The organism is Riemerella columbipharyngis, assembly GCF_900101995.1.
Lineage (GTDB): Bacteria > Bacteroidota > Bacteroidia > Flavobacteriales > Weeksellaceae > Riemerella > Riemerella columbipharyngis.
Genome location: NZ_FNAS01000002.1, coordinates 36,275 through 60,894, shown reverse-complemented (window position 1 = coordinate 60,894; position 24,620 = coordinate 36,275). Strand labels below are relative to the sequence as shown.

Here is a 24,620-nt window from a genome sequence, read left to right as displayed (position 1 = left end):
GGCACGCCGAAACAATAAGCTGTGCAGTACACGCAACGCAGTGGAGTGGAATGCCAGCGGGTGAGCCGAAGTATGTGACACAAAGGGTGAAAGCATACGCAAGGGCGTAACGAAGTGGAGCTTTGTGTTACCCTTGCGGATGCTGTAGCCCTGCAGAGCTCGCATACGAGAGCGAACACCATATAACCCCCGTATAAGAGAGCGGAGCTGTAAAACTGGAACAAATGGTTTTTCAGCTCCGCCGATATAAAAATAAAAAAAAATTTTTAAAGCGGTTTTTGTATTATGGCACGGAGTGCCATAATACAAAAAGCAAGACAAACTGCTTCTTTTTTTTACGCTCTATTTATAATAGTTATTATATTTTTTTCTGTACATATCCAAGCTATCAGCAACTTGTGTAAAAATTCTCTCTTGTCCTGTACTAATTTCTGTCATTCTTTTGAGCTTCCACAATAAAAATATATTACAAATAATTGATACAGCTAAAGTTATTATAACAGCTTTTTTTATCTTTTTTTTCATTTTTATAACATTTCAAAATAATTATCTTCCTCGAAGTCATCGGGACTGGCTTCTTTTACTTTACTCTCAATAAATTTGAGATTGCCAATATAGTAATTTTTTTCCTCTTTATATTCCTTTTTGTTTTGCGTGGTAATACTTGCATCTTGTCCAAATTTTGGTACTTCATTTATCCATACATTTACATTGATAGCTCTAAATTTTGTACCATCTTTTTTTGTTACTATACTTGTTTTCACTTTTCCACTTCTAACGGCATTTATAAGCTCGTCAAAATTGATTTGTCCGTAAAGATTTTTTGATTTTTCCATAATTTAAACTTAATTTTGATTATAATATTGATAAACTTTTTCATTTATTTCATTTAGTGATACAAAATATTTTTCCTCTGGTGTAAATAAAAAGTAATGAAAACTAAAATATTCATTGTGAAAAGATTTAACGGCTTCTGGATTATCGGATACTAATTTAAAAATTTCATTTTCTGAATATTCCGAATAATTTACAGATATAAATAACGCTGAAATGTCGCGAGAACAATGCCATGGTAACTTTTTGCTTTTCGTTTCATTTTTAGTTACATATTTCGATAAATAATACATTAACTTTCTTTGAGCTTCTATTTTTGACAGCCTTTTATTTTTTTTCTTATGCCTTTTTGAATGATACAAATTATCAACATCTACTCCGTTATATTTTTCTAAAACTTTATCCTCGCAATATAATAAATCTTTTTTTTTGGCATTCTTGAGGGCTATTTTCATATACTCATTAACTTCTCTTATATTCATATAATTATTTGTAATTAGGTGGAAATGTAGAGTACCATTTTTTTGTCTTTCCGCTACCCATAAATAAGATTTTAACCCTTGTAATTTTCTACATCTTGTAAGCCAAGTATTTAATAATTTGTAAGCTATTTCATCAGGTATATTTAACGGAAAGGTAACTGTATAGAATGCACAAAATTTACGAGATGATTTCAAGCTAAAAAAATTCATTATTTTATTTCTTATTTTAAATTTTCTTAACTGATATTCTTTTTTTTGATTGTCTTTTTCAATTTTTTTCATCGCATCGCTTTCCATTTTCTTAATTATATCTTTGCTTTTTGAGGCTTCTTTTTTTATTAACAAGCCTTTCCAAGACTTAAATAATGAGCTTCCGCCGTGCTGTGAATTTTTGGATTGTGTTCTAATCTCTGCAATGCCTAAGCGTGATAACTTGTAAAACATAGCTATATAGTTATATTATGGTTAAATTCAAATTTTTTAAATCATTTTCTTTTCCGCTGGTATTAAATAATTCCTCCCGAATAATTAAAATTCTTTCTATTATCTTTGCTTGAGCCGAAAATGATGCACCGTGATACCTTTTTAAATAATTTAATTTATCCTCAATCATATATACCAAATTAGATACTTTTTTATCTAATTCATATCCCGCAAAAATTTCGTTTTTTTGATAGTCAAGAAGTGCAAGTTTGTTTTTGATATGCATATTTAACTCTTGGTAATCTGTAAATGTTTTTTCTGATATTTTTTTTGTGTGTAGGCTTGTGATTTCAAATCTGTACAAGCTTTCATTTATCAAACAGAGATATGCATATATTTCTCTGTAGAATTTTCCCAATTTTACTCCGTAATCATACGCATTTTTTTGCGTACTAAATTTCAAAATAACACCATAACCTAAATGAATATGATATCTTTCATTTTTGGGAACTCTTTGATAATGTTCTTTTGCATCAATAAATTTTACTCTGTACATAATATTATTTTAGTTTGTTAAACTAAAATTTATATCTGTAAAATCTTGCGCCTTAAAATCCTATAATTTATATTATCTAAAATTAAAGGTATTTGTTTTTCATCTTGTTAGCTATTCTTTTACAGAGGTAAATTATAGTTTGGAATGTTAAATATTGTATAAATATTTTCTATACTCTTCAATTTTCACACTGCAATATTACGAGGACAAAATGTCAAAAAAGAATTTTTTAAATGTCTATTTGTCATATTAATGTATAGAGTTTGAAAAATGAAGTATTAGATAAATCCATAATATGAGAGCGCTCCAGCTCTATGTATATGGGTTTTTTTTACAATACGTGAAACCGCAGTAATTGAGAATTTTATTTTTGTAAACAAAAAAAAGACAGCTTTAAATAACTGTCTTTTTTTTCTGCGTATTCCACACCTAAGTTATTGTTATTAAGTTGCACCCCTGCAGAGCTTTTTTATCATTCACTTAGGTACGACAAAGATACAAATAAATTTCAACTATCAAAATTTATACAGCTTTGTTTTTCCGATATATATATGTTGAATTCCTTTACTCTTCTTTTATATAAAGCTTTATTCCAGATACCTTTTACATAACTCCATCTTAACCATTCTTTTTTTATATCTTGTATTTCATACTCTCTGTTAATTTTTTTTAGTAGAATAGAGCGATTGAAAGCACTCTCACCAATATTATAAATTAAAGAAATGAGAGCTATATATTGAGATTTTTGCAATGGTATACTAATTCTCCCCATTATATTATAGTATATTTTCTCGACTTTTTCTTGTACAAAATATAGGGCTTCCTCCTTTTTTATCCTCTGGTATTCATGTATTTTTCCGCCGTGTATTGTATTTGTTTGTCCATATCCTATTGTCCATACACCTGCACTATCTTTATATGCATACTCGCGAAAGCCTTCAAATTCGCAAATTATTTTTGTTGCTTCTTGTAATATTTCTTTTGTATTCATTTTTTTTATTTTTTATTATTTAAATTATTGTCTATAGCTTTACCAATCATTAGAATAATGAGCACTGCTAGAAGCAAACTATTATAGTTATCTAGCGCTTTCTCACTTTCATTTAATATAATTATTATATTTCTCATCCTTAATTTTTATAATAAATTTCACTAACTGCATAAGTATTTGCAACGGATTGTGTGGTGTATCCCATTATCAAATCCATTTTTTCAATTGAATAACCTTTTTCTTCCATTTTCTTAATGTAATTATGTCGGAAAATATGCCCTCCAATTTTTTTATTTCCACACATTAACCCATTTATAGGCATTTCTACCTCTATTATCCGTTGCAAATTCCTCTTATTGAGATGAAATAATGGCTGTGTCATATTTATTTCTTCTATCCACTTCAATACTTCCGGCTTCGTAACCTCTAATATTCTAGTGTTGTTTTTTTTCTGGGGTATTATTTCTACTTTATTAATTTCGGCATTGTAAGATATTCGGAAGTCAAAAAGCTCGTTAATGCGACAACCATACTCATAGATAAAATTAATATAAGATTTATAAGGTGGATATTTTTTTTCTATTCTATCTCTTAGCTCTTGACATACGTAATCAATAATTTTATTATCTAATATTATTTTGTTTTTCATCTTGTTTTTTTTATTTAAAAAAAGGCTGGAAATTACTATCCAACCTCATCAATGAATCACAATATGTTTTTTTTTAAATTTCTATAAACTTTGCTGTGGTGCTTTCTTTTCCATCTGCTCCCTCAAGCCACACAGCTAAAATGACCCTTGTATTTTGGGCGAGGTGTAAATTTTCAAAAGATTTTGAGGGTGTACCCGCAGATAATAAGGCTGTATCTACTTCAATCTCTGAATAAGATATATTCTCATCATTTACATTTGTAGCTACCATTTTAATTTTATCACCCACTTTAGCGATATTTTCAAGACTTGTTTTATCAAATGTAACAGTTATACTATCTGTATCATCTGCGGATGCTGTGTATTTTAATGTGCCTAATTTTCCATATGTTGCTAAACTGCCTTTTAAATCTTCCCCTGTTACTCTATCCTCATTAAAATCTTTGCTTGCAAATCCGTGCATATTTTTGGATGTGTATGTTTGGTATTGCGAACAAAAAGGTAGCAATGAAGTCCATCCACTTTTTACATAATTTCCCACAGCTTGCCATGCTAATACCGCCTTCGCCAACTTGTTTCTTTGCGCTTGTTGTGCTTGGGTATTTGGATTACTTACAATAGTTGCCTTTTGTTTTGCAATTACTCTCCCTTTAACTGTTGCAAGGGTTACATTTCCAATAGAGCCCTTAGCTCTGCCTAAGATAATACTATCTACTATTGCCATAACTTATAAATTTAATTAGTTAATATTACTATTCTTAACTTGTTGTCACAATTTCCGGAATGCGACGAGCGGAGTTGCTTCGGAGCTAATTCCCTAAATTGCTATTTTTTTTTTGGTCGATAGAATTATTTATTTTCCCGTCATCTACTAAATCCAATACTATTCTTTCCAGTATTGACACTACTATTTTAAAAATTGTTTCTTTCATAACTATGTCATTTTGTCCTGCAAATATATGTCATTTTGTCATATACCCAAAAAAAACTTTGTTTTTTTTGGAGAGCTCCGCTCTCTTATACGGGGGTTATGCGTGCCTTTAACTGCCACCCAATGGGATAGGAGAGGGGGCGTTTTTTTTCGTTGCTGGCTTTTTTGAGGCTGGGGAAAAAAATGCCCCCAGTTGTTGGCTGGGTGGCAGTGCGTGCAGAGTGCTGGCGTGTAGTGGCTGGTGCGGAAGCTCTTCAAGGCTGTAGTAACCAGCCACGAAACTGAAATGCCACGCCTATGGGCGTATGCCCTCAAAGGGCTACGCATAAATAATTTGTGGCTTCCAGCACGACAAAGCGGCACGCCGAAACAATAAGCTGTGCAGTACACGCAACGCAGTGGAGTGGAATGCCAGCGGGTGAGCCGAAGTATGTGACACAAAGGGTGAAAGCATACGCAAGGGCGTAACGAAGTGGAGCTTTGTGTTACCCTTGCGGATGCTGTAGCCCTGCAGAGCTCGCATACGAGAGCGAACACCATATAACCCCCGTATAAGAGAGCGGAGCTGTAAAACTGGAACAAATGGTTTTTCAGCTCCGCCGATATAAAAATAAAAAAAAATTTTTAAAGCGGTTTTTGTATTATGGCACGGAGTGCCATAATACAAAAAGCAAGACAAACTGCTTCTTTTTTTTACGCTCTATTTATAATAGTTATTATATTTTTTTCTGTACATATCCAAGCTATCAGCAACTTGTGTAAAAATTCTCTCTTGTCCTGTACTAATTTCTGTCATTCTTTTGAGCTTCCACAATAAAAATATATTACAAATAATTGATACAGCTAAAGTTATTATAACAGCTTTTTTTATCTTTTTTTTCATTTTTATAACATTTCAAAATAATTATCTTCCTCGAAGTCATCGGGACTGGCTTCTTTTACTTTACTCTCAATAAATTTGAGATTGCCAATATAGTAATTTTTTTCCTCTTTATATTCCTTTTTGTTTTGCGTGGTAATACTTGCATCTTGTCCAAATTTTGGTACTTCATTTATCCATACATTTACATTGATAGCTCTAAATTTTGTACCATCTTTTTTTGTTACTATACTTGTTTTCACTTTTCCACTTCTAACGGCATTTATAAGCTCGTCAAAATTGATTTGTCCGTAAAGATTTTTTGATTTTTCCATAATTTAAACTTAATTTTGATTATAATATTGATAAACTTTTTCATTTATTTCATTTAGTGATACAAAATATTTTTCCTCTGGTGTAAATAAAAAGTAATGAAAACTAAAATATTCATTGTGAAAAGATTTAACGGCTTCTGGATTATCGGATACTAATTTAAAAATTTCATTTTCTGAATATTCCGAATAATTTACAGATATAAATAACGCTGAAATGTCGCGAGAACAATGCCATGGTAACTTTTTGCTTTTCGTTTCATTTTTAGTTACATATTTCGATAAATAATACATTAACTTTCTTTGAGCTTCTATTTTTGACAGCCTTTTATTTTTTTTCTTATGCCTTTTTGAATGATACAAATTATCAACATCTACTCCGTTATATTTTTCTAAAACTTTATCCTCGCAATATAATAAATCTTTTTTTTTGGCATTCTTGAGGGCTATTTTCATATACTCATTAACTTCTCTTATATTCATATAATTATTTGTAATTAGGTGGAAATGTAGAGTACCATTTTTTTGTCTTTCCGCTACCCATAAATAAGATTTTAACCCTTGTAATTTTCTACATCTTGTAAGCCAAGTATTTAATAATTTGTAAGCTATTTCATCAGGTATATTTAACGGAAAGGTAACTGTATAGAATGCACAAAATTTACGAGATGATTTCAAGCTAAAAAAATTCATTATTTTATTTCTTATTTTAAATTTTCTTAACTGATATTCTTTTTTTTGATTGTCTTTTTCAATTTTTTTCATCGCATCGCTTTCCATTTTCTTAATTATATCTTTGCTTTTTGAGGCTTCTTTTTTTATTAACAAGCCTTTCCAAGACTTAAATAATGAGCTTCCGCCGTGCTGTGAATTTTTGGATTGTGTTCTAATCTCTGCAATGCCTAAGCGTGATAACTTGTAAAACATAGCTATATAGTTATATTATGGTTAAATTCAAATTTTTTAAATCATTTTCTTTTCCGCTGGTATTAAATAATTCCTCCCGAATAATTAAAATTCTTTCTATTATCTTTGCTTGAGCCGAAAATGATGCACCGTGATACCTTTTTAAATAATTTAATTTATCCTCAATCATATATACCAAATTAGATACTTTTTTATCTAATTCATATCCCGCAAAAATTTCGTTTTTTTGATAGTCAAGAAGTGCAAGTTTGTTTTTGATATGCATATTTAACTCTTGGTAATCTGTAAATGTTTTTTCTGATATTTTTTTTGTGTGTAGGCTTGTGATTTCAAATCTGTACAAGCTTTCATTTATCAAACAGAGATATGCATATATTTCTCTGTAGAATTTTCCCAATTTTACTCCGTAATCATACGCATTTTTTTGCGTACTAAATTTCAAAATAACACCATAACCTAAATGAATATGATATCTTTCATTTTTGGGAACTCTTTGATAATGTTCTTTTGCATCAATAAATTTTACTCTGTACATAATATTATTTTAGTTTGTTAAACTAAAATTTATATCTGTAAAATCTTGCGCCTTAAAATCCTATAATTTATATTATGTTAAATAGTGATATTGGAAAACAATCTAAAAAAAAGACAGCATACAAAGATGCCGTCAAAACCTGTTGTCTACAAAAAAATGTGGAGAATACGGGATTGTAACTTTTATATCATTAAGGTTCATTGAAACATTTAAAATCTGTTTATCAATCAGTTGGAAAAAAAATAATATCATTAAGTTTTATTAAGTTTCATTTAATTAAACCAATTTTAGTCCCTGTTTTTATTATTAGGGACTTTCTAAAAACTAAATCTGGTTAAATCTTTCCATTGCATTGGCTTTGACTTCATCGGCAATATCAATATAAGGTTTCATTGCTTTGTAATCGCTATGTCCCGTCCATTTCATAACGACTTGTGGAGGAATTCCCAAAGACAAGGCATTACAAATAAAAGTCCGACGACCAGCGTGTGTGCCAAGCAAGGCAAACTTCGGAAATATTTCATCAATACGCTTATTACCCTTGTAATAGGTTTGACGAATAGGCTCGTCTATTCCAGCCAGCTCTGCTAATTCTTTAAGGTATTCGTTCATCTTTTGATTGCTGATTACCGGAAGAGCTTTGTCTTGTTTAAAATATATTTCTTTGTATTTGTTAAGTATACCTTTACTATGATTATTTAGTTCTATTCTTAAACTATCTGATGTTTTCATTGTTGTGATCTCTATGATATTATTTTTTATATCACTTCTGCGAAGATTGAATACATCAGAATAACGTAAACCTGTAAAACATTGAAAAAGAAATATATCTCTTATTTTTTCCAAATGCTTTTTTTCTGCAGGAATCTGAAAAGCTCTGAATTTTTGAAATTCGGCTGGTGTCAAAAAGATGATTTTATTTTGGGTACTTTTGAGCTTAGGATTAAAATTCTCAAAATCGCTATTTTCTAAATATCCTCTTTTGAAAGCCCAACGCAGGAACCATTTTACAAAACTTATATTTTTTAGTATGGTTGAATTTTTGAACTCCAGTTCTTGTTGTAGATAGATCAAATAATCGTTGAGCCTTTCCTCAGAGAAAGCTTGGATATTCAGCTCCGAATCGAAATTAAATAGATGATTTTTTATACTTAAAAACTTCTTAAAGGTACTTTTCGTCCATTGATTTGATCCCCCCTCCTCCATCATAAACTCATCAAAAACTTCCCAGAAACCCAATTTATTGTTATCCTTTTTCTTTCTACCTATTTGGACATTGAAAGCTTCTCTAAATTCCTCTACCGTCGGAATTTTCCCTCCTGCTTCATATTTTAAAAAAACAGTATCTCTCGCTTCCTCAAACCGCTGTATTTTACGATTAATAATGTTTGCTGGTATTTTCTTTTTTCCGTGTGTAGTATTGGCTTTACACCGTTGAGTTTCCAAACTCCATTTAGTAATCTCTACCCTGTAACCCAGATTAAAAGCAACCACATTACCACTCCATTTTATGCGATAACGAAGACGAGCATCTCCCCTTCCTTTTTCTATATCTAATAAAAATTGAGCGTGGTGTTTCATCTATTTTTCAAAATTTCTAATAAAGTATTTATTTGGTTTTGACTCATTTTCAGACTTTCTGCTAAATCTTTATGCATTTCAATTATATTAGAAATATCATTATTTGATATTGTAACATTATTACCTGTTATATTATTTCCCAAAAAACTATTATCAGCTTTTGAATTTGAGTTATCAATTTTCACTTCTTTGAGCATTTCTCCTTTTCCAGTAAGCAACCACACAGGGTTTAAATCATCATATTTAGCAATAATTCTTTCTATAACATCAGAGCTAAGAGCTTGGTTTTTAGCTTTTCCCTTAAAATTACCATAAGTAATCTGTAACTCTTCAAAAAATTTCTCTTTGCTAAAGCCTTTTATATCAGTGTAATACAATATCCTCTCTTTAATGTTAGTCAAATTTCTTTCCATTTATTTGTTTTTTTAGAAAAAATTATTTCTATATTTGCAAATGTATTTATAAATGTATTTTAATTTCAAACGCAAATATAATAAAAAGATGAGAGTGACTAAGTTAATTTTAGAAAAAATACTCAGTGATAATGAGTTCAGTATTGAACTAGCTAAAGAGCTAGGTATTCAGCAGCAATCAGTGTTAGGGTTAGCTCGACGAAATAGTCAAAAATTAACTCTATATCAAGCTGTAAATTTCTATATAGAAAAAGGATTTAGCAAAGAGGAAATTTTTGAACCTGAAAAAAAACATTAAAAAATGAAAGATAATAGACCTATTTGGCAATTAACGGTAAACGAATTTATAGATATTGTAAATAGTTCTACTAGTAAGGCTAATAACAGTCAGCTAGAAATGGAATTAAAATTATCTGAAGAGAAGTTTGTTTATGGATTGGATGGTTTAGCAAAATTATTAGGTTGTTCAAAAACGACAGCCTATAAACATAAAAAGAGTGGGCTTTTCGACCCTGCTATTCGCCAAAATGGTAGAATAATAATAACAGACAAAAAAAAGGCTCTCGAATTATTTGATAAAAATAAAAAATAGATAATGATGGATTACCTCGATTTACTTGTTAAATTTTGGGATTTTAACAATCATAAAAAACTTGCACCTATAGAGGTAACCCTTTATTTGTATATACTACATAAATCTAAAATAAATAGTCTAACAAAAGTGCAAATTAGTGATACTGAGATATCAAAGGATTTATCTGTTTCTAAAAAAACAATTTTTAACGCTCGGAAATCTATAATAAAAGAAAAGTTAGTAATGGTAGAAAGGAAAAAAGGATTTAGCTCCATCTACTCTATTTTAGATTTGGATACTTCTTTACCTATAACTTCATCCTCAAAAATTCAATCTTTAGAAAATACAGAAAAAATCAAAGAGAATAAGCCGAATGGGAAAAAGGAAATTCCATCTTTGGAAGAATTTATGAACTATGCAAAAACTGTTGAAATTTATGATAGTACGATGGATTTTCAAATTAAAATCAAATATCAATCTTGGATTGATAATGATTGGAATAATGGATACAATAAACCTATCATAAATTGGAGAATAGCACTAAAAACAGCAATGTCATATATGAAAAAAGCTTCTATGCCTCAAAATAATATTTTTAATACTCCTTCTATTAGAAGACCAAAAACCACATACAATGAATAATATATTAGTAAATAAAGAGCTTGAGGATAGCGTGCTAAGCTCAATTATTCAGAATCCTACTATTTACTTTAAATATTATCATAGGTTGTCAGAGGAAATATTTGAAAATCTTGATAATAAGCTGATATTTCTAAGTATTAAAGAGCTTGTTGATGAAAATAAAAATTTCGACACCCTCATTCTGTTGAAAAAAATGGAAGGAAAAAATCTTGAGAATAGGGTCATCGAGTTGCTTTCAAAATATAATTCTTCATATAGTATAGAAGAACATATAATGATATTGGTGGAACTTGCCATAAAGAGAGACTTTATAAAAAAGTTTACTTCTCTGATAGAAATTGCCAAATCTTCAGAATACGATATATTTTCAATCAGAGATATTGCAATGAGTAATTTTGATGAACTATTCATTGATAAATTTATTGAAAGAAATTCTCCACAAAATAATTTTCCCAGATTGATAGACCAAATACAAAATAAATTTGAGAATATAACCTCTCAAATAACAGGTGTAATGTCATCTATTGATATCATAAATAAAGCTATAGGCGGTTGGCAAAAATCAAATTTAAGCATTGTTGCTGGTCGTCCTGGAATGGGAAAAACAGCATTTATGGTACAGGAAATAATAGATGCAGTAGCACAAGATATTCCTGTTGGAGTTTTTTCATTGGAAATGTCGGCAGAGCAAATAGCTACTAGAATAGTAACAAACGCCACTGAAATACCGAATTCATCATTATTAAGAAAGGGACTGAGCGATGCAGAAAAAGAAAGATTTTATGACTTCAAACCTTATCTTCAAAGTCTAAATATTCAAATTGATGATAGTTCGTCCATAACTATTCAAAATCTACGACTGAAAGCTAAAATGATGAAATTACAATATGGAATTGGAATTTTATTCGTTGATTATCTTCAACTAATTTCTTATGAATCAGCAAAAAATAGAGAACAAGAAATTTCTAAAATATCAAGAAGTTTAAAAGCTCTTGCAAAAGAATTAGATATTCCAGTAATAGCATTATCCCAATTATCAAGGCAAGTAGAGCAAAGACCTGATAAACGCCCAAAATTATCTGATTTAAGAGATTCCGGTTCAATTGAGCAAGATGCAGACGAAGTTATTTTTCTCTATCGTCCGGAATACTATGGAATAGAACAATGGGATGAATATTATAATTGTTCAGCTACAGCTGGAGAAATAGAAATTTTGATACAGAAAAATAGACAAGGTGGTCTATTGTCAAATAGATATAAAGTGAATATGGCAACATCTAAATTTAACGATATTTATTAAAAACCTTAATTATGAACAATACTATTTATCAAGCAAAAATTCATTGGACAAGTTACATTATCCCTTCCATTAAATTTGTGATAGGTTTCATTGCTGCTATCATCGGGATAAACTATTGGTCAATACCATTTGTTTTATTATCCCTTATAGGTCTTCGGGATTATTTAGAAAACTATTTTACCGATATTACTTTGATGAATACAAAAACACTTACTATAAAACAAGGCATTATCAGCACTTATATCAACGATATAACACTGAATAGATTAGAAAGTATTGAAGTTTATCAAAGCCTATTAGGAAAGATATTTGGATATGGTTATCTAAAAATAACAAATTTAGGAGTTTCAACAATTTACAAAATTTCTGACCCACTAAAATTCAGAAAAGAGATTTTAGACAATAAATAAAAACACTATGAATAAAGAAAAAAACAAGCCAAACATAGATATGGACACTCCCTTATTTCATCTGTCTATCGGAGAATTCTTAGAAATGACAAAAGAAGTGACGAAATCTGTATTATCTGAATCTGAAGCTAATAAAAGTGAAAAGACATACTTGTATGGATTAGCTGGTTTATCTAAATTACTAGGTTGCTCAATATCAACAGCTTCTAGGATAAAAAAAGAGGGGATATTTGACGAAGCTATCTTCCAACAAGGAAAACTAATAATAATAGATAAAGAAAAATTTATAGAATTAATGAAGCAAAAAAAATATAAATGACAGCAAAAGACTTTAAAATATTTATATTCAGATCCTTCCTGTCTAAAAAAAGTTTTTTATATTTGACCTTATAAAAATTTAAAAAGAAGTATTATGAAAAAAATTATTCTATTAGTGTTGTTTTTTCTTTCTGCAACAGCTACTACTGCATTTGCACAGTCACAGACAGAATCATTATCCGTTACCTCTATAAGAGCAAATGATAGTGGGGTAACAATCAATACCGTAGACAATAAGGTATATAAACTCAATAAAGGAGATACATTAACTGTATATTTGCCATATAATGGTAGAGATTTTATGTCTATTAAGCCTAAAAGATTTTTAAATACTAAACTCTTGTCAAATGTAGCTGATATAGTTTCCGACGGAGCTTCCGTTGTTGGATTGAATACTAGTAATATAGGAACTATGATGACAGTAAATGAGATTATCAGTAAAACTGCAGCTTTTCAATATAGTGCAGACGCATTAGAAAAAATTCAAGATTTATCTATCTCAAAAACAGCTAAAAAAATAGCTGGTAAAACAGCTAAAATATTGGATTTTCAGTTTGATGACGATAGTGAAGACTATTCTGCCGTTGTAGAGATTAACGGAAAAAAATACATTGTAGAACTTGCTACTGCTCTAATGAGTGGAGAAGTCCAAATATCCCACTAATTAGATAAGAAATCCCTCCTGTATTCAGAAGGGATTTTTTTAGTAGTTACTTATTTTTTTCTTTCCATTCTATTGCATAATTATATTGAGTTTTGAACTCCTCTTTCTTATCAATTTTTCCATTTTGATAATCTTTAATAAAGACATCTATAGGAGGATTGCCATTCAATGCCGGAAACATCAAATACCTTACGCCTCCTTTGAATCCTTTCTCATTATTTATTTTTTTCCCAAACTGTGTGTAGCCAATAATTTTATATGTTGAAAAATAAAATAAAGGAAGGATTAATACAATTGCTATTGGTAAACGATTGAACTTACATTCAACACCTTTCCCCATTGCCACAAGTAAAAATACATAAGGAACTAATTGAAACACATAGCTGTCCGAGACATCGTGTTTTATTATGAATACAAAATAAGGGATAAGTATTGCCAGAACATATTTTTTGTACTGAATTTTTCGAAATCCTATTAATATAAAATACAAGAATATAGTAAAATTATAGACCAAAAAGCCAATATTTCTAAGCAATGCTTTACAAGATTCTATTATATTGATTTTTAGAAAAGAGTAATTAGGATTATCGTCATTAAGAATTGCCATAAAATCGTGCTTTCCCAAAGCTACAGGAATAAGCAATATAGAAGAAACAACTAAAAACAAACAAGTCCCAATGATAGTCTGTTTATAATCGATTTTCATCGATTTATAAGCCAATAATAGATAGGAAGGGATTAATAAAATAGATTGGATATGTATTAGAAAGCATAAACCTAATATAAAAGAGAGTATTATAAAAGTTGAATTTTTAGGTGTTTTCACATATCGAAAGACATAGTATAAAAATAATACTGTAAAAAATATATAAAATGCGTAAACTTCTGTGATAATAGAAATCCTCCAATAAGTAAAAGATAATCCCAATAAAAAAAATAGCAATAAAGTATTTTTATGAGAAATATCAAATAATAAAAGAAATTTCCGGATTAACCATAAAGTAGCTATAGAAAATAGGATACTCACGGAAGTGAAAATATAGTGTGGATTCACAGAAATGGGAAATAGCTTAAATATTAATGCAAGAAAGTTAGAGTATAAAAAATGATTGGTAGCATTAGTTCCTATATCAAAGCCCTTACAAGCTTGAACAGAAAAGGCAAGACTATCCCCTAAAATAGGGTCTTTTGCAATAGAAAAAACATATACAATAGCGATTATTGAAAGACATAATATTACTAAATGATTTTTTCTCATCAAAATAATTTTAGCTTAAAATACAAAGATACGATTCTTCTAAATATAATATTTTACCTTTTAAACCCTCTTTGTTTTTGTTGCTGTTCCACTTCCCTCAGTTTATAGAATGTTTTATTTTCTTGAGCTCTTTCAGCTACATAGTCATAGTCTTTATTTTGTTGGAGTTGTTTTTCTTTTTCTGCAATGTATTTCTGCTCTAGTTCAGATTTCACCTCCCCTAAGCCCTCTATTTTTAAATCTATTTCTTTTACTTTCTCTTCTAAGATAGCCTGTTTCTTCTGAAAACCATCTACATCAATTCCTGTTTTTCTTAACTTTTCTAATACCTTTTCTGTTTCAGCTTTTGCTTCAGCTAAAGATTTTTGTTGTAGAACCGCCCTGTCTTTCCAATAATCACCGCCATCTTTACTCCACTCTTCGTATTGTTTGATTTCATCTTCAATTCTTTTTTCTTTACTCCGAGCTTCATAGTATTTTTCCATTTTTCTTGAGGAAAAAGCTCCATCAGCTATTAAGCGAGTTTTTTCTTCTTCTAACCGCTTTCTCATCACTTCTATTTCTATCCCTGCTCTCGTTGTAGGATTAGTAATAATAGCCGTTTTCAATTCTGCCGTATTAATATCAGAAACATCCAGAATATCCACATCTTTCTTCATTGCCTCCATGTAACGCGCTTGTTTAACTTGCAATTTTTGTAGCATAAAGACATCTATACTGTCGTTTGTAAGCATGAAATTAATCCGTACATTTTCCCATTGATTGCCTTGTCTCCAAGCTCTACCCTCTGTTTGTCTCAACGAAGTGAAATTATAAGGCAGGGACAAAAGATACATATCGCTGGTTTTTTCCTGCAAATTCATTCCTTCTTGTATGGCTGAACTGCCGATGATAACCTTTATTTTTCCCTCATTAAAATCCTCTTGGATTTGGATCCTTTGATTTTTTGAAGTGGCACCTGTTATCAATGCTACTTCCTTCTCTTTAAATCCTACTTCTTGAACTAAATACTCTTTCAGCTTCGGAAATTCATTTACCGCCAATTCGGAATAAATAATCTGTCCTGCGTTGGGTTCATCTTTTTTATTCTGTGCGATTAAATCCATTGTGGTTTTCAGTTTAGGCGAGTTTTCTACGAACTCTTTTGCCGTCGGTTGTTTTCCCTCATAGTAAGGCGACAAATACGGAGAAATAGCTGTTAATCGTGCGTTCAAAATATGTGTTAAAATTGCTCCATCTTGGCTTTCATCGTAATTTTCATTTAATAGGTCATACTGCTCTATCGTTAAATTGTTTTGTTCAATTTTATATTCTTTATTAATACGATTAGGGCGTTTAAGCTCTGGGTTGTCTTCTTCGCCTTTGATATCTATAAATTCCGATAACAATTGTTGAAATAAAGCGTTATTTTTAAACCTACGAATATTAGTTTTATTTTTAATGCCTCCTGTGGCATCGATTTCCATTTCATTGTCCGCCTCCATAAAGGTTTCAAAAAAATTATTAACATGGAAATAGCCCGATTTTTCAAGTCGTTTATTGGCTATCAGTGATAAAATGGAATAATACTCCAGGGGCTTGTTGGTAAATGGCGTTGCAGAAAGAAGCGTAACATTTCGTCCATCATTCTGTTCTTGAATATATTGAGCCGCCATCCAAGTATTAATTCCCAAAGCACTGGTGCGTTGATTTTGACTTCTAAAATCAGAGGCAAAGCGTCTATCTTCTATCTTTACCTTGCCTACAATATGATTAGCATTATGCACTTCATCAAAGGTCAAATGGTCAAAGCCAAAATCTTCCCAATCGTACACTTTGCCTTTTTTCATTTTACCTTTTAACTCAGCTTCCTGAGCAATTTCTTTTTGTATATCCCTTTCAGATTTTGAGTCTTCTATGATAGCATAGGGGGCTATCTTATCACTATCATTTTCTGCATTTCGCAAACCTTTTATTTCTTGTTTGGAAATGTAACTAAATTTATTTGCCAGTCGGTCTGTAGTTTCTTTCGAAAAACCGATATTATTAAATCCCTCGTAAGTTACTAATGTTATCTCCCCATCTTTATTGTCAAATTTAGAAAGGTCGTAGTCTTTTCCTAAGTTACCCAAAACATTAACTTTAGCATTGGGTATCGTTTCAAAAATGGTTTCTACCCATTGCTTTAGTATATTGTTATTCGGGACGACAATAAGAGGTCGCTTAGCATTTTCTCTCTCCATTGCTTCGTGCATAGAGAGTACACCGGATAATGTTTTGCCAAACCCAACCTCGTGTGCCAACAATCCTACGCCTTTGGTGGTTAATCGTCCAATACCAGCCTTTTGTACTTCGGTTAATCGCAACGGACTTCCTTTAAAATTTTGGTGTATTTTTGAAAACAAAGGAAACTGCGAATAATCCGGAACATATATATTATTAAATCTTCTGTTGAATTCCGATACAAATTTTTCTTTTTCTGCATCAGTTAATTCCTCCCTCAAAAACTTGTTGAATAAGTCGTTGGCAACTTCTTTTCTCCGTTCTCTCACTAACGCATTTCGTTTGGCATCTCCACCTGTAACACTCTCATTATCTACAAAAGCTCGAACTTCCCACCTATCAGATGAGCCAAAAGCCTCTTGAGGAAGTGTATGGATAAAATCTTTGAACTTATCAGATAGATAATAATCTTGAATCTTTGTTTCATATTTTTTCGTAGAATAGTTATAATATTCCTTTTGTCTCGAATCCAAATAATGAGAATGCACAAACTCGTGATTGGGCGCTATAATGATTTCGTCTAAACTTTTCTTTTTGGGTAAAACGCTTTCTAAAAGACTTTTTTGTTTTTCATATTGCGCTTCTGAAATTTTTTCTTTATCTTCCTCTAACTGCTCTAATTTATCGTAAATATTGCCCTCTTGATAGTAAAAGTCGTGTATCCAAACACCATCTTGGTAATTCGCATATTTTTGAAGTTTCTCATCGTGGATTAAAAGCTCTCCGTCGTATCGAGTATTGGTAAAGGCTTCGATTTGCTCTTGTTGGATTTGAGAATTGTTTTGTATTGCCGTTTCAACAATATTATCTTTTTTCTCAAATATATATTTGAGAACCCCTTTTTTGATTTCGGGCTTGTTTTGGATTAAATATTCCTTATCCTGCTTCTTTTGCAGTTTGATAATGTTATCTGCCTTTTGTGAGATTTCTTCCAGATTCTCTTGACTAAATTCATTCGGCTCTTCTTCCAAACGGATTTTTAATTTACTGTATTTTTCTATCTCCTGTACGACGGAGAACGATTTAAATTTGATATTTTCTAATGTGTTGAGGGCATTTTCTACTTTCCCTTTGGCTTTGGCAAGAATGACGGCATTTTCATTTTGTTTGCTTGGTTCTTCTTTTTGTTGTTTATCTTTTCCATTTTTTGCATTAACATCAACTTCTAAACTCTGTGAATTATTTACTTCACTAAAAAGATCTAATTGTATCGGTTCTTTTTCTCTTTCCTGTATCTTTAAATTGTTTCTTGAGATTTCTTGAATCACTGTCAAGGCGCTAAATAAATCGCCTTTCACATAAGATTCTTCTCGACCATAGCGATTTGTTTTTATGCCTATCTCACCTAAAACTCGTTTTTGGTTTTCTTCGAGATTGAAATAATTAGAAATATCATTGTTTTGGATATGGCTATTTTTCTTTAAAATTAGAATATCTGTAGCGACATCAGTTCCTTTAAATACGCCATTAGGCAAACGAAATGCTTGGACCATTTCTGCATTATTTAGCTTGTTTTGCCTATTTAGATAAGAAGACGGAAGAACCATTGCTAATGTCCCCCCCTCTTTTAAAACATCCAAAGAGCGTTTGACAAAATAATCTTCGTATCGGCTGATTTTAGATTCTTCTCCCAATCCATAATAATACCCCCTGTGTTGTCCGTAAGGCGGATTACCGATGACTAAGTCATACTGGGGAGCAAAGGATTTTTTCTGTCCGTTATCATCTATAAATTCCGTCTCAAAAGAGCGTAAATTTATTATGGCATTAGGATGTAATATTTTGGCTATTTTTGCCGTAGTTTCATTGATTTCAAAGGCATTTATCTGAGTTTTTACACCTAATTCTTCACTGGCATACAAGAAGTTACCTATACCCACACTGGGTTCTAATACTTGTATTTGACCTTGTCCTTTGAAATTGTCCTTGATGAGATTGTGGACGCTGGTAACAATTTCAATATCGGTGTAATATTCATCTAATACACCACGCCCTTTTTTGGCTATGCCTCCGCTTTTGTATTGTGAAATTATATTTTTTAAATCTTCTTGAAGTTCCTGTGGAATTTCTTTTAATTCAATAGTCTTTTCAGAAGAAACAGAAGTAGCCAAATTGACTACCTCTGTTATTTGCTCATTGGTAGGCTTTGGGTGCTTTTTAATCTCTTGGATTAATACGGCAAGTCTCTCACTTGTAGTGTTTTGATTCTGAGGAATTCCCTCATCTCTGGCTCCGTCTCGTTCTCCCACATTTGGTCTAACGCCTCTATATCCCCCTGCTCGAGATAATCCTCCGCCATTATCTGCTTGATTTTGCTCTCCACGAAAGTTATTGTGTTCGGCTGATTCACTTCCTCTAACAGCTCCTTCAGTCCCTCTATGTCCCTCTTCGTGTATAATTCTTGTGCCTTCAACGCTGCTTTGTTGTGTTCCAAGTAAGGTGGTTCCCACGCTTCCTCCTCTTCCCAAATCGCCCCGCTCTGACTGGCTAAGTCCATTTCCAGCATCGTGGCTGTCCATTCCTTGTCCGCCTGAGTGATTTCTTGCTTGCTCGGATTGGCTTTGCGTGTCAAGCTCTCTATCGTTTGATTTAGGTGTTTCTCTTCCCACTGGCTCAGATGTGGAAAAATTTTCGGATTGTCTTTTACTATTTTCATTTTCTATTAATTGTTTTACGTTATTTTCTTGTATAAAAATACGACTTTTTTCTGAATATTCAATCTTTTCTCCATTAAAATCATAGAAATCGTAACGATTAAACAGCTCCTCAATATTAGAATATGGAGAAAAACTGATTTGACGAACTCTTGAAAATCCTGTTGCCTTTTCTAAATTTATTTCATTGTCAGAAAGAGAATAAAGTGTAAAGGTCTCGCCTGTACTTTTAGAACGAACCTCCATCCCCTTTTCTAAAACTATTTCTTTGTTTTGAGAATTCTCCGCAGTGGCATTCTCTTGATTGATATTTTTTTGTGCATTTATTTTTGGATTTTCAAAATTTTGTATTATCTTTGTGGTGCTATCGATAAGTTGAGTAGCCTCAGCGGAATTGAACTGCTGTCTGTTCAACCATTCGGTAGTTTTTTCTTTATTAAGATATAGTGTTTGATTGGTAGCTATAGCTCTTATTATTTGAGTATTATTACGAGGATAAACGCTTCTAATATCGTTTACTTCTATTTTATTTTTATTAATTTTTTCCAGTTCTAATACAGCCACAAAGTTTTTCTCCTTATGCTGTAACTCTGTAAAAATTACTCGTCTGCCAAAAATGGTGCTACTCTCAAATACTGCTATGGGGTTTTGTATTGCATCTGGCAGGTTCTCGACCTCTGATAACTCAAAAGGGTGATTGTCTTGTTGAGATTTCTCTCGCAGTCTTACGGCGTTCATTTCAATAGGTAAGTCTGGTATGCCAGTACTTTGTAATATTTCATTAGGATAACCCAACTGCAAGATATAGCCTTTGGGAAGTGTATTTTCTTTTAATTTTTGTAAGTCTGTGTTGAATTGTTCATTAACACTATTTATATTATTTTTTTCTTGTATTCCCTTTGTGTTAGTACTTTCTTTTTGTTTGACAAACCCTATGAGTACTGCATTTAAGTCTGGATAGCCATTTTCATTTATATTAAATCTCTGTCTTAAATCAATCACATTAGTTTGCTTGAAGTAATCCTTTATTTTTTGTGTAGCTTCCTCTCCTACCTTATCTCCGTCTAAAACAAGATTAATTTTACCTGAATAGTCTTTGTATTTATCTAAAAATTTATCTACATTGGTAACCGAGTTTAAGACAACCAAAGTTCTATTATTTGGTTTATTGCGTTCTTTTGCCAGTTGCAGAAAGGAAAGCATATCAGTCATTCCCTCGAATACTACTAATTCGTTTTTTGTACCTTTAATGACGGATATATCGTTTCCTATTTTTGATTTCATATAGGGACTACGAATTTCATATCCTCCACTTTCATTTTTGACACCTATACCAAAATATTTTTTATCGCCTATTTTGTAATGAACCTGCTCTGTATTGGCTTTCAGAATATCTCTGTCAATCCCCCTGCTCTCGAAATATGCTAATAGTTTTTCGTTATTGGGAATTGTTGTGAATTGTTTTTTAATTTTTCCGCCATTTTCCTTATGCTCTTTTTCAATCTTTTCTTTTTCTGCATTAAAACTCATTTCTCTCTCTATTCCTGAAAAATTTTTGAGAAAATCAACTGCTTCTTTCCACGATTTGTTTTCTAATTGCATCACGGCTTTAATGATTTTTCCTCCCTCTCCTGTTTTGAAATCATAATAACTACTATCGGTAACTGAAAATTTATTATTCTCTGTAATGAAGTAATAATCGTGACCTGTTTTACGGTCAAAATTAACTTTACCTTGTTTTTCCAAATACAAGAAGTAATCAAGCACAGAAAGGCTTTCGGTTATTCTCTGTATATCCTCGTTAGATAGTCGGTTCATCACTTATTTTTAAAAATTAAAATTAAACTCTACTCTAAAGTCATCATTAAGCGTCAGTTTAGCTTCAAAAGGCTTTCCTGCTTTGCTTTTAAAGCCCTTGATTTTAGAGGTTGTGCCTTTCTCAATTAGGCTTTTCACATTGCTTTCTGTTATTTTTTTACCAGCTATTTGTTTCCAAATCACAAAATCGCAACCTTGTTTCCATTCGGTACAGCCAAATCCTTTTTTACCCTCAATTACATTCCCTTTTTTACATTTGGGGCATATTCCAATTGCTTTTTTAGTTTGCTTAGTTTTAGTTATGGTGTTATTTTGTAATGAAAATATGTCATTTACAACATTCGTTACATATTGATTAAGTTCTGTATAAAATTGATTTTCTGAAATATTACCCTCTTGTATATCTTTCAGTTGCTTTTCAAGTATCGCAGTATTTGCAATATTTGAGACTTGTAAATCTTTGATAGTGTTATAGTAGTTCAACCCTGTTTCTGTAGGGATATATTTTTTCTTTTCAACTTTGATTAAGTTTAGTTTTTTTAGCCTTTCAATAATAGCTGGTCGTGTGGCTTGCGTGCCTATTTGCACATCTTTTAAATCTATTTTCTGTTTAAGTTCTTGGTATAATGCTGGGTTTTCTTCTTGCAAAAATTTATCAATATGTGTAAGGGCTGGCGTCAAATTGGCGTCGGTATATAATGCAGGTGGTTTCGACTCGATTTTAACTATCTCGAATTCTGTTACAGGCACAAATTCATTGGGTTTTAAATCTAATTTAAAAGCCTTTTCATCTTCATCTTGATTTTCATCTTTTTCGGTATTTTGTAGGCTGTATCTCTTCCAACCAGAATCTATTAAAATACTCGTATTTGTAGTAAATTTTATGGTATTATTGAGAAATTTGTAGGTGGTTTTTTCATATTGTGCAGGAGTTGAAAAACTCTCCAAACATCGACGTAAAATCAGCTGGTACACTTGTTTTTCTTTCTCTGTAAGACCTTCATAATTATCGGTTTGACCTGTAGGAACAATAGCATCGTGCGAACCTGTGAGCTTCTCTGCATTGACAGACTTGGGTTTTTCCACAGAAAAATAAAAATCTATTTGTAACAATTCTTGTGAGAGGCTTGGTATAAATTTTTTCAAGTTTGAAAAATTTTCTTCATTGATATAATTACTATCGGTTCTTGGGTAAGTAGTCAGTTTTTTTTCATATAATGATTGTGCGATATTTAAGGTTTCCTGTCCTGAAAGATTAAATAATTTATTACAACTAACTATTAGCGTATCAATAGAAAATAAAAGCGGTGGTGCTTGTTGCGTGGTTTTGGTTTCTGAATTGACAAACTGATGTTTTTGTTTATCTAACTGATTAAGATAATTATTAGCTATCAGTTCGGTTTCAAAAATAGCCGTCTTGGAATCAAATTCCAATGGTTGATTATGATTGGCTTTTAATCGATAGGTATATGAAGTTTTAAAATCTTTATTCTTCAAATAACGTTCACAGATTATTTTAAGAATAGCCGTTTGTACTCTTCCGATGCTTAAAAGTTGTCCGCCTCCTAATTGAAGTGTTGCTGATTGCGTTCCGTTGATACCAATAAGCCAATCTGAAATAGCCCTTGCGTAGCCTGATTTTGAAAGATTCTTTACTTCATCGGAAGAAAGAAGATTTGAGAAACCTTTTAAGATGTCTCCTTTTGTCAATGAGCTTATCATCCATAAGCGTTTGAAAGGCTTATCAAGTTTTAGATAATTATATACATACCTAAAAATCAGCTCGCCCTCTCTGTCTGCATCGGTAGCATTAATAATTTCAGAGGATTTGTCTGCTAAGGTTTTTATCAAATCTAACTGCTTTTTCTTTCCTGCATCTACATTACCTTTGGCATCTGTTCCTATGCTGTATTGAAAAGTTTTAGGTAATAATGGTAAGTATGATTTTTCCCATTTTGTACCCTCTCTGTAAGCCGTGTCTTTGGCTAATTCAACTAAATGTCCAAAGCACCAAGTTATATAATATTCGGAACTTTCAAGATAACCGTCTTTTCTTGTAAAACCGCCCAAAGCGTTAGCGTAGTCTCTCGCTTGTGCGGGCTTTTCAGCGATGATGAGTTTCATATTTATTTTGGATTAAAAGTTAACTCGTGCGTATTTATTAAATTTATATAAAGCCTCCCAAATAGAAGCTTCATTTTCAAGAAATTCTAAAAATATCTTAGGTTTTTCTATGCTAATTCTCGTATCGCTGTTTACAGAGGTAAAGGCTCTATCGATCAAAACAAACGGAAGTGAAGGAAAATCAAAAATCCTTTCAATTTCTTTATATTCTTTTGAAAATTGCCTTTCTATTTCAAAACTATCTTCTTCCTTTTCTATTATTGGAATATATTTTTTATAGATTTGTATAAGCCTTACTTTGAATGCATTTTCTAAGGTGTTGGCACGAACAAATTTATTTCTTCTCTTCATCTTTATGATAATTTTTATTTCTACTTTCCTTTTTTTCTAAGAACTGATTAAAATCAAAAATATCTTTGGCTTCTTTATCCCACTTTTCTTTTAAGAGAATTTGCATCGTCATGAATATGTTTTTTTCCTTGTTATAACTGTCTATTCGCTCTATTCTTCCTCCATACTGTTCTGCTACTTTTGGATATAACTGATAAGGCAATATAGTATCCGTAGGATGAATGTAATAGATAGAAAAACTTTGCGGAGAATTTATCTGAAATCTTTTATACCTTTTTCCAAAAAGAATAGTATCTTTCAAATCTATTTTATTCAAATAATTAGGTATCCAGTCTTTTTTCAAATACACAGCACCCATACCCTTTGCGTGAGCATATGTAGGTTTAGTTTTTGAGATTATATCTTTAATATTTTTGCTTCTTGAACTTAGCGTATCGCCTAAATCCCAGCATAGAGAATCTTTAAGTAGTAACACTCTGTCATATAATACAGGTATCTCCATATTAGGAATGAGCTCAATGATAGTATCACCTTTATAATTCAACTTTGATACTATAAAGGTTTTCATACTATCAAGACTTTTCTTTGGATTAAAATAGACATTAGAAACGATATCAATCCCGCCGGAATATGGTTTTATTTTCTTTTTACAAGATACAAGAACGAGACAACATATTATAGAAAATAATACATACTTTATTTTTTCCATTTGTTTTTCTTTTTTGATAAAAT

General features: G+C 31.4%; 26 protein-coding genes. 7 read left to right on the top strand and 19 right to left on the bottom strand.

The genetic code is table 11. From position 1 onward, the window contains the following. Positions 1-342: 342 nt before the first annotated feature. From BLS89_RS01795 to BLS89_RS01735, 14 genes are all read right to left on the bottom strand, one after another. Entirely contained in the window at positions 343-525 is a 183-nt protein-coding gene (locus BLS89_RS01795; protein ID WP_092735797.1) for a hypothetical protein, read from the bottom strand. A 2-nt stretch (positions 526-527) separates the two neighbouring features. After that, a complete protein-coding gene (locus tag BLS89_RS01790; protein ID WP_092735796.1) occupies positions 528-836 on the bottom strand; it encodes a hypothetical protein in 309 nt (102 codons plus the stop codon). A 9-nt stretch (positions 837-845) separates the two neighbouring features. Beyond that, the gene (locus tag BLS89_RS01785) at positions 846-1,760 is read right to left on the bottom strand and encodes a rolling circle replication-associated protein (protein WP_092735795.1); all 915 of its coding nucleotides are present in this window, start codon (positions 1,758-1,760) and stop codon (positions 846-848) included. Between the two features lie 10 nt (positions 1,761-1,770). Further along, positions 1,771-2,295 carry a hypothetical protein gene (locus tag BLS89_RS01780; protein ID WP_092735794.1) on the bottom strand — a complete coding sequence of 175 codons (525 nt, stop codon included), beginning with the start codon at positions 2,293-2,295 and terminating at the stop codon, positions 1,771-1,773. Between the two features lie 508 nt (positions 2,296-2,803). Then, positions 2,804-3,286: a lysozyme gene (locus BLS89_RS01775; RefSeq protein ID WP_092735800.1), complete on the bottom strand. Its 483-nt coding sequence runs from the start codon at positions 3,284-3,286 to the stop codon at positions 2,804-2,806. A gap of 139 nt (positions 3,287-3,425) precedes the next feature. Continuing rightward, a complete protein-coding gene (locus BLS89_RS01770) occupies positions 3,426-3,935 on the bottom strand; it encodes a tyrosine-type recombinase/integrase (RefSeq protein WP_092735799.1) in 510 nt (169 codons plus the stop codon). 73 nt (positions 3,936-4,008) lie between these two features. After that, entirely contained in the window at positions 4,009-4,659 is a 651-nt protein-coding gene (locus tag BLS89_RS01765) for a DUF6266 family protein (RefSeq protein ID WP_092735798.1), read from the bottom strand. Positions 4,660-4,744: 85 nt separating this feature from the next. Continuing rightward, positions 4,745-4,867, bottom strand: a complete 123-nt coding sequence (locus BLS89_RS11145) for a hypothetical protein (protein WP_262501457.1) — start codon at positions 4,865-4,867, stop codon at positions 4,745-4,747. A gap of 699 nt (positions 4,868-5,566) precedes the next feature. Then, positions 5,567-5,749, bottom strand: a complete 183-nt coding sequence (locus BLS89_RS01760) for a hypothetical protein (RefSeq protein WP_092735797.1) — start codon at positions 5,747-5,749, stop codon at positions 5,567-5,569. Positions 5,750-5,751: 2 nt separating this feature from the next. After that, positions 5,752-6,060 (bottom strand): hypothetical protein, encoded by a 309-nt coding sequence (locus BLS89_RS01755; protein ID WP_092735796.1) that lies wholly within the window; start codon positions 6,058-6,060, stop codon positions 5,752-5,754. Between the two features lie 9 nt (positions 6,061-6,069). Then, positions 6,070-6,984, bottom strand: coding sequence for a rolling circle replication-associated protein (locus BLS89_RS01750; RefSeq protein ID WP_092735795.1), 915 nt, complete (start codon positions 6,982-6,984; stop codon positions 6,070-6,072). A gap of 10 nt (positions 6,985-6,994) precedes the next feature. After that, on the bottom strand, positions 6,995-7,519 hold the full coding sequence (locus BLS89_RS01745; protein WP_092735794.1) for a hypothetical protein: 525 nt from the start codon (positions 7,517-7,519) through the stop codon (positions 6,995-6,997). 324 nt (positions 7,520-7,843) lie between these two features. Further along, positions 7,844-9,100, bottom strand: coding sequence for a site-specific integrase (locus tag BLS89_RS01740; RefSeq protein WP_092735793.1), 1,257 nt, complete (start codon positions 9,098-9,100; stop codon positions 7,844-7,846). Further along, positions 9,097-9,513: a transcriptional regulator gene (locus BLS89_RS01735; RefSeq protein ID WP_245688787.1), complete on the bottom strand. Its 417-nt coding sequence runs from the start codon at positions 9,511-9,513 to the stop codon at positions 9,097-9,099. The genes BLS89_RS01740 and BLS89_RS01735 overlap by 4 nt, the downstream gene beginning before the upstream one ends. 88 nt (positions 9,514-9,601) lie before the next feature. Between BLS89_RS01735 and BLS89_RS01730 the strand changes: the two genes are divergently transcribed. The 7 genes from BLS89_RS01730 (at position 9,602) to BLS89_RS01700 (ending at position 13,421) form a co-directional block, all read left to right on the top strand. Continuing rightward, on the top strand, positions 9,602-9,811 hold the full coding sequence (locus BLS89_RS01730; RefSeq protein ID WP_092735922.1) for a hypothetical protein: 210 nt from the start codon (positions 9,602-9,604) through the stop codon (positions 9,809-9,811). 3 nt (positions 9,812-9,814) lie between these two features. Beyond that, complete coding sequence (locus BLS89_RS01725; RefSeq protein WP_092735792.1) at positions 9,815-10,105, top strand: DUF3853 family protein; 291 nt, start codon at positions 9,815-9,817, stop codon at positions 10,103-10,105. Positions 10,106-10,108: 3 nt separating this feature from the next. Beyond that, positions 10,109-10,729, top strand: a complete 621-nt coding sequence (locus BLS89_RS01720) for a hypothetical protein (RefSeq protein ID WP_092735791.1) — start codon at positions 10,109-10,111, stop codon at positions 10,727-10,729. After that, the gene (locus BLS89_RS01715) at positions 10,722-12,029 is read left to right on the top strand and encodes a replicative DNA helicase (RefSeq protein ID WP_092735790.1); all 1,308 of its coding nucleotides are present in this window, start codon (positions 10,722-10,724) and stop codon (positions 12,027-12,029) included. Before BLS89_RS01720 ends, BLS89_RS01715 begins: the two co-directional genes overlap by 8 nt. 11 nt (positions 12,030-12,040) lie before the next feature. Next, positions 12,041-12,439 carry a PH domain-containing protein gene (locus BLS89_RS01710; RefSeq protein ID WP_092735789.1) on the top strand — a complete coding sequence of 133 codons (399 nt, stop codon included), beginning with the start codon at positions 12,041-12,043 and terminating at the stop codon, positions 12,437-12,439. Between the two features lie 7 nt (positions 12,440-12,446). Continuing rightward, positions 12,447-12,758, top strand: coding sequence for a DUF3853 family protein (locus tag BLS89_RS01705; RefSeq protein ID WP_092735788.1), 312 nt, complete (start codon positions 12,447-12,449; stop codon positions 12,756-12,758). Between the two features lie 93 nt (positions 12,759-12,851). Next, the gene (locus BLS89_RS01700; RefSeq protein ID WP_092735787.1) at positions 12,852-13,421 is read left to right on the top strand and encodes a hypothetical protein; all 570 of its coding nucleotides are present in this window, start codon (positions 12,852-12,854) and stop codon (positions 13,419-13,421) included. A 46-nt stretch (positions 13,422-13,467) separates the two neighbouring features. Here BLS89_RS01700 and BLS89_RS01695 read toward each other — a convergent pair whose 3' ends face one another. From BLS89_RS01695 to BLS89_RS01675, 5 genes are read right to left on the bottom strand one after another with little or no spacing between them, the layout of a single operon-like run. Beyond that, positions 13,468-14,679 (bottom strand): protein O-mannosyl-transferase family, encoded by a 1,212-nt coding sequence (locus BLS89_RS01695; protein WP_092735786.1) that lies wholly within the window; start codon positions 14,677-14,679, stop codon positions 13,468-13,470. A gap of 53 nt (positions 14,680-14,732) precedes the next feature. Then, the gene (locus BLS89_RS01690) at positions 14,733-21,413 is read right to left on the bottom strand and encodes a MuF-C-terminal domain-containing protein (protein WP_092735785.1); all 6,681 of its coding nucleotides are present in this window, start codon (positions 21,411-21,413) and stop codon (positions 14,733-14,735) included. 9 nt (positions 21,414-21,422) lie between these two features. Continuing rightward, entirely contained in the window at positions 21,423-23,537 is a 2,115-nt protein-coding gene (locus tag BLS89_RS01685) for a type IA DNA topoisomerase (protein WP_245688785.1), read from the bottom strand. A gap of 12 nt (positions 23,538-23,549) precedes the next feature. Then, a complete protein-coding gene (locus tag BLS89_RS01680; RefSeq protein WP_092735783.1) occupies positions 23,550-23,888 on the bottom strand; it encodes a hypothetical protein in 339 nt (112 codons plus the stop codon). Next, positions 23,872-24,597 carry a hypothetical protein gene (locus tag BLS89_RS01675; RefSeq protein WP_092735782.1) on the bottom strand — a complete coding sequence of 242 codons (726 nt, stop codon included), beginning with the start codon at positions 24,595-24,597 and terminating at the stop codon, positions 23,872-23,874. Before BLS89_RS01675 ends, BLS89_RS01680 begins: the two co-directional genes overlap by 17 nt. Positions 24,598-24,620: the final 23 nt, after the last annotated feature.

Excerpts from the sequence above, each read along its gene's own strand:
- BLS89_RS01795 (WP_092735797.1), bottom strand. The coding sequence starts at position 525 with ATGAAAAAAAAGATAAAAAAAGCTGTTATAATAACTTTAGCTGTATCA.
- BLS89_RS01790 (WP_092735796.1), bottom strand. The coding sequence starts at position 836 with ATGGAAAAATCAAAAAATCTTTACGGACAAATCAATTTTGACGAGCTT.
- BLS89_RS01785 (WP_092735795.1), bottom strand. The coding sequence starts at position 1,760 with ATGTTTTACAAGTTATCACGCTTAGGCATTGCAGAGATTAGAACACAA.
- BLS89_RS01780 (WP_092735794.1), bottom strand. The coding sequence starts at position 2,295 with ATGTACAGAGTAAAATTTATTGATGCAAAAGAACATTATCAAAGAGTT.
- BLS89_RS01775 (WP_092735800.1), bottom strand. The coding sequence starts at position 3,286 with ATGAATACAAAAGAAATATTACAAGAAGCAACAAAAATAATTTGCGAA.
- BLS89_RS01770 (WP_092735799.1), bottom strand. The coding sequence starts at position 3,935 with ATGAAAAACAAAATAATATTAGATAATAAAATTATTGATTACGTATGT.
- BLS89_RS01765 (WP_092735798.1), bottom strand. The coding sequence starts at position 4,659 with ATGGCAATAGTAGATAGTATTATCTTAGGCAGAGCTAAGGGCTCTATT.
- BLS89_RS11145 (WP_262501457.1), bottom strand. The coding sequence starts at position 4,867 with ATGAAAGAAACAATTTTTAAAATAGTAGTGTCAATACTGGAAAGAATA.
- BLS89_RS01760 (WP_092735797.1), bottom strand. The coding sequence starts at position 5,749 with ATGAAAAAAAAGATAAAAAAAGCTGTTATAATAACTTTAGCTGTATCA.
- BLS89_RS01755 (WP_092735796.1), bottom strand. The coding sequence starts at position 6,060 with ATGGAAAAATCAAAAAATCTTTACGGACAAATCAATTTTGACGAGCTT.
- BLS89_RS01750 (WP_092735795.1), bottom strand. The coding sequence starts at position 6,984 with ATGTTTTACAAGTTATCACGCTTAGGCATTGCAGAGATTAGAACACAA.
- BLS89_RS01745 (WP_092735794.1), bottom strand. The coding sequence starts at position 7,519 with ATGTACAGAGTAAAATTTATTGATGCAAAAGAACATTATCAAAGAGTT.
- BLS89_RS01740 (WP_092735793.1), bottom strand. The coding sequence starts at position 9,100 with ATGAAACACCACGCTCAATTTTTATTAGATATAGAAAAAGGAAGGGGA.
- BLS89_RS01735 (WP_245688787.1), bottom strand. The coding sequence starts at position 9,513 with ATGGAAAGAAATTTGACTAACATTAAAGAGAGGATATTGTATTACACT.
- BLS89_RS01730 (WP_092735922.1), top strand. The coding sequence starts at position 9,602 with ATGAGAGTGACTAAGTTAATTTTAGAAAAAATACTCAGTGATAATGAG.
- BLS89_RS01725 (WP_092735792.1), top strand. The coding sequence starts at position 9,815 with ATGAAAGATAATAGACCTATTTGGCAATTAACGGTAAACGAATTTATA.
- BLS89_RS01720 (WP_092735791.1), top strand. The coding sequence starts at position 10,109 with ATGATGGATTACCTCGATTTACTTGTTAAATTTTGGGATTTTAACAAT.
- BLS89_RS01715 (WP_092735790.1), top strand. The coding sequence starts at position 10,722 with ATGAATAATATATTAGTAAATAAAGAGCTTGAGGATAGCGTGCTAAGC.
- BLS89_RS01710 (WP_092735789.1), top strand. The coding sequence starts at position 12,041 with ATGAACAATACTATTTATCAAGCAAAAATTCATTGGACAAGTTACATT.
- BLS89_RS01705 (WP_092735788.1), top strand. The coding sequence starts at position 12,447 with ATGAATAAAGAAAAAAACAAGCCAAACATAGATATGGACACTCCCTTA.
- BLS89_RS01700 (WP_092735787.1), top strand. The coding sequence starts at position 12,852 with ATGAAAAAAATTATTCTATTAGTGTTGTTTTTTCTTTCTGCAACAGCT.
- BLS89_RS01695 (WP_092735786.1), bottom strand. The coding sequence starts at position 14,679 with ATGAGAAAAAATCATTTAGTAATATTATGTCTTTCAATAATCGCTATT.
- BLS89_RS01690 (WP_092735785.1), bottom strand. The coding sequence starts at position 21,413 with ATGAACCGACTATCTAACGAGGATATACAGAGAATAACCGAAAGCCTT.
- BLS89_RS01685 (WP_245688785.1), bottom strand. The coding sequence starts at position 23,537 with ATGAAACTCATCATCGCTGAAAAGCCCGCACAAGCGAGAGACTACGCT.
- BLS89_RS01680 (WP_092735783.1), bottom strand. The coding sequence starts at position 23,888 with ATGAAGAGAAGAAATAAATTTGTTCGTGCCAACACCTTAGAAAATGCA.
- BLS89_RS01675 (WP_092735782.1), bottom strand. The coding sequence starts at position 24,597 with ATGGAAAAAATAAAGTATGTATTATTTTCTATAATATGTTGTCTCGTT.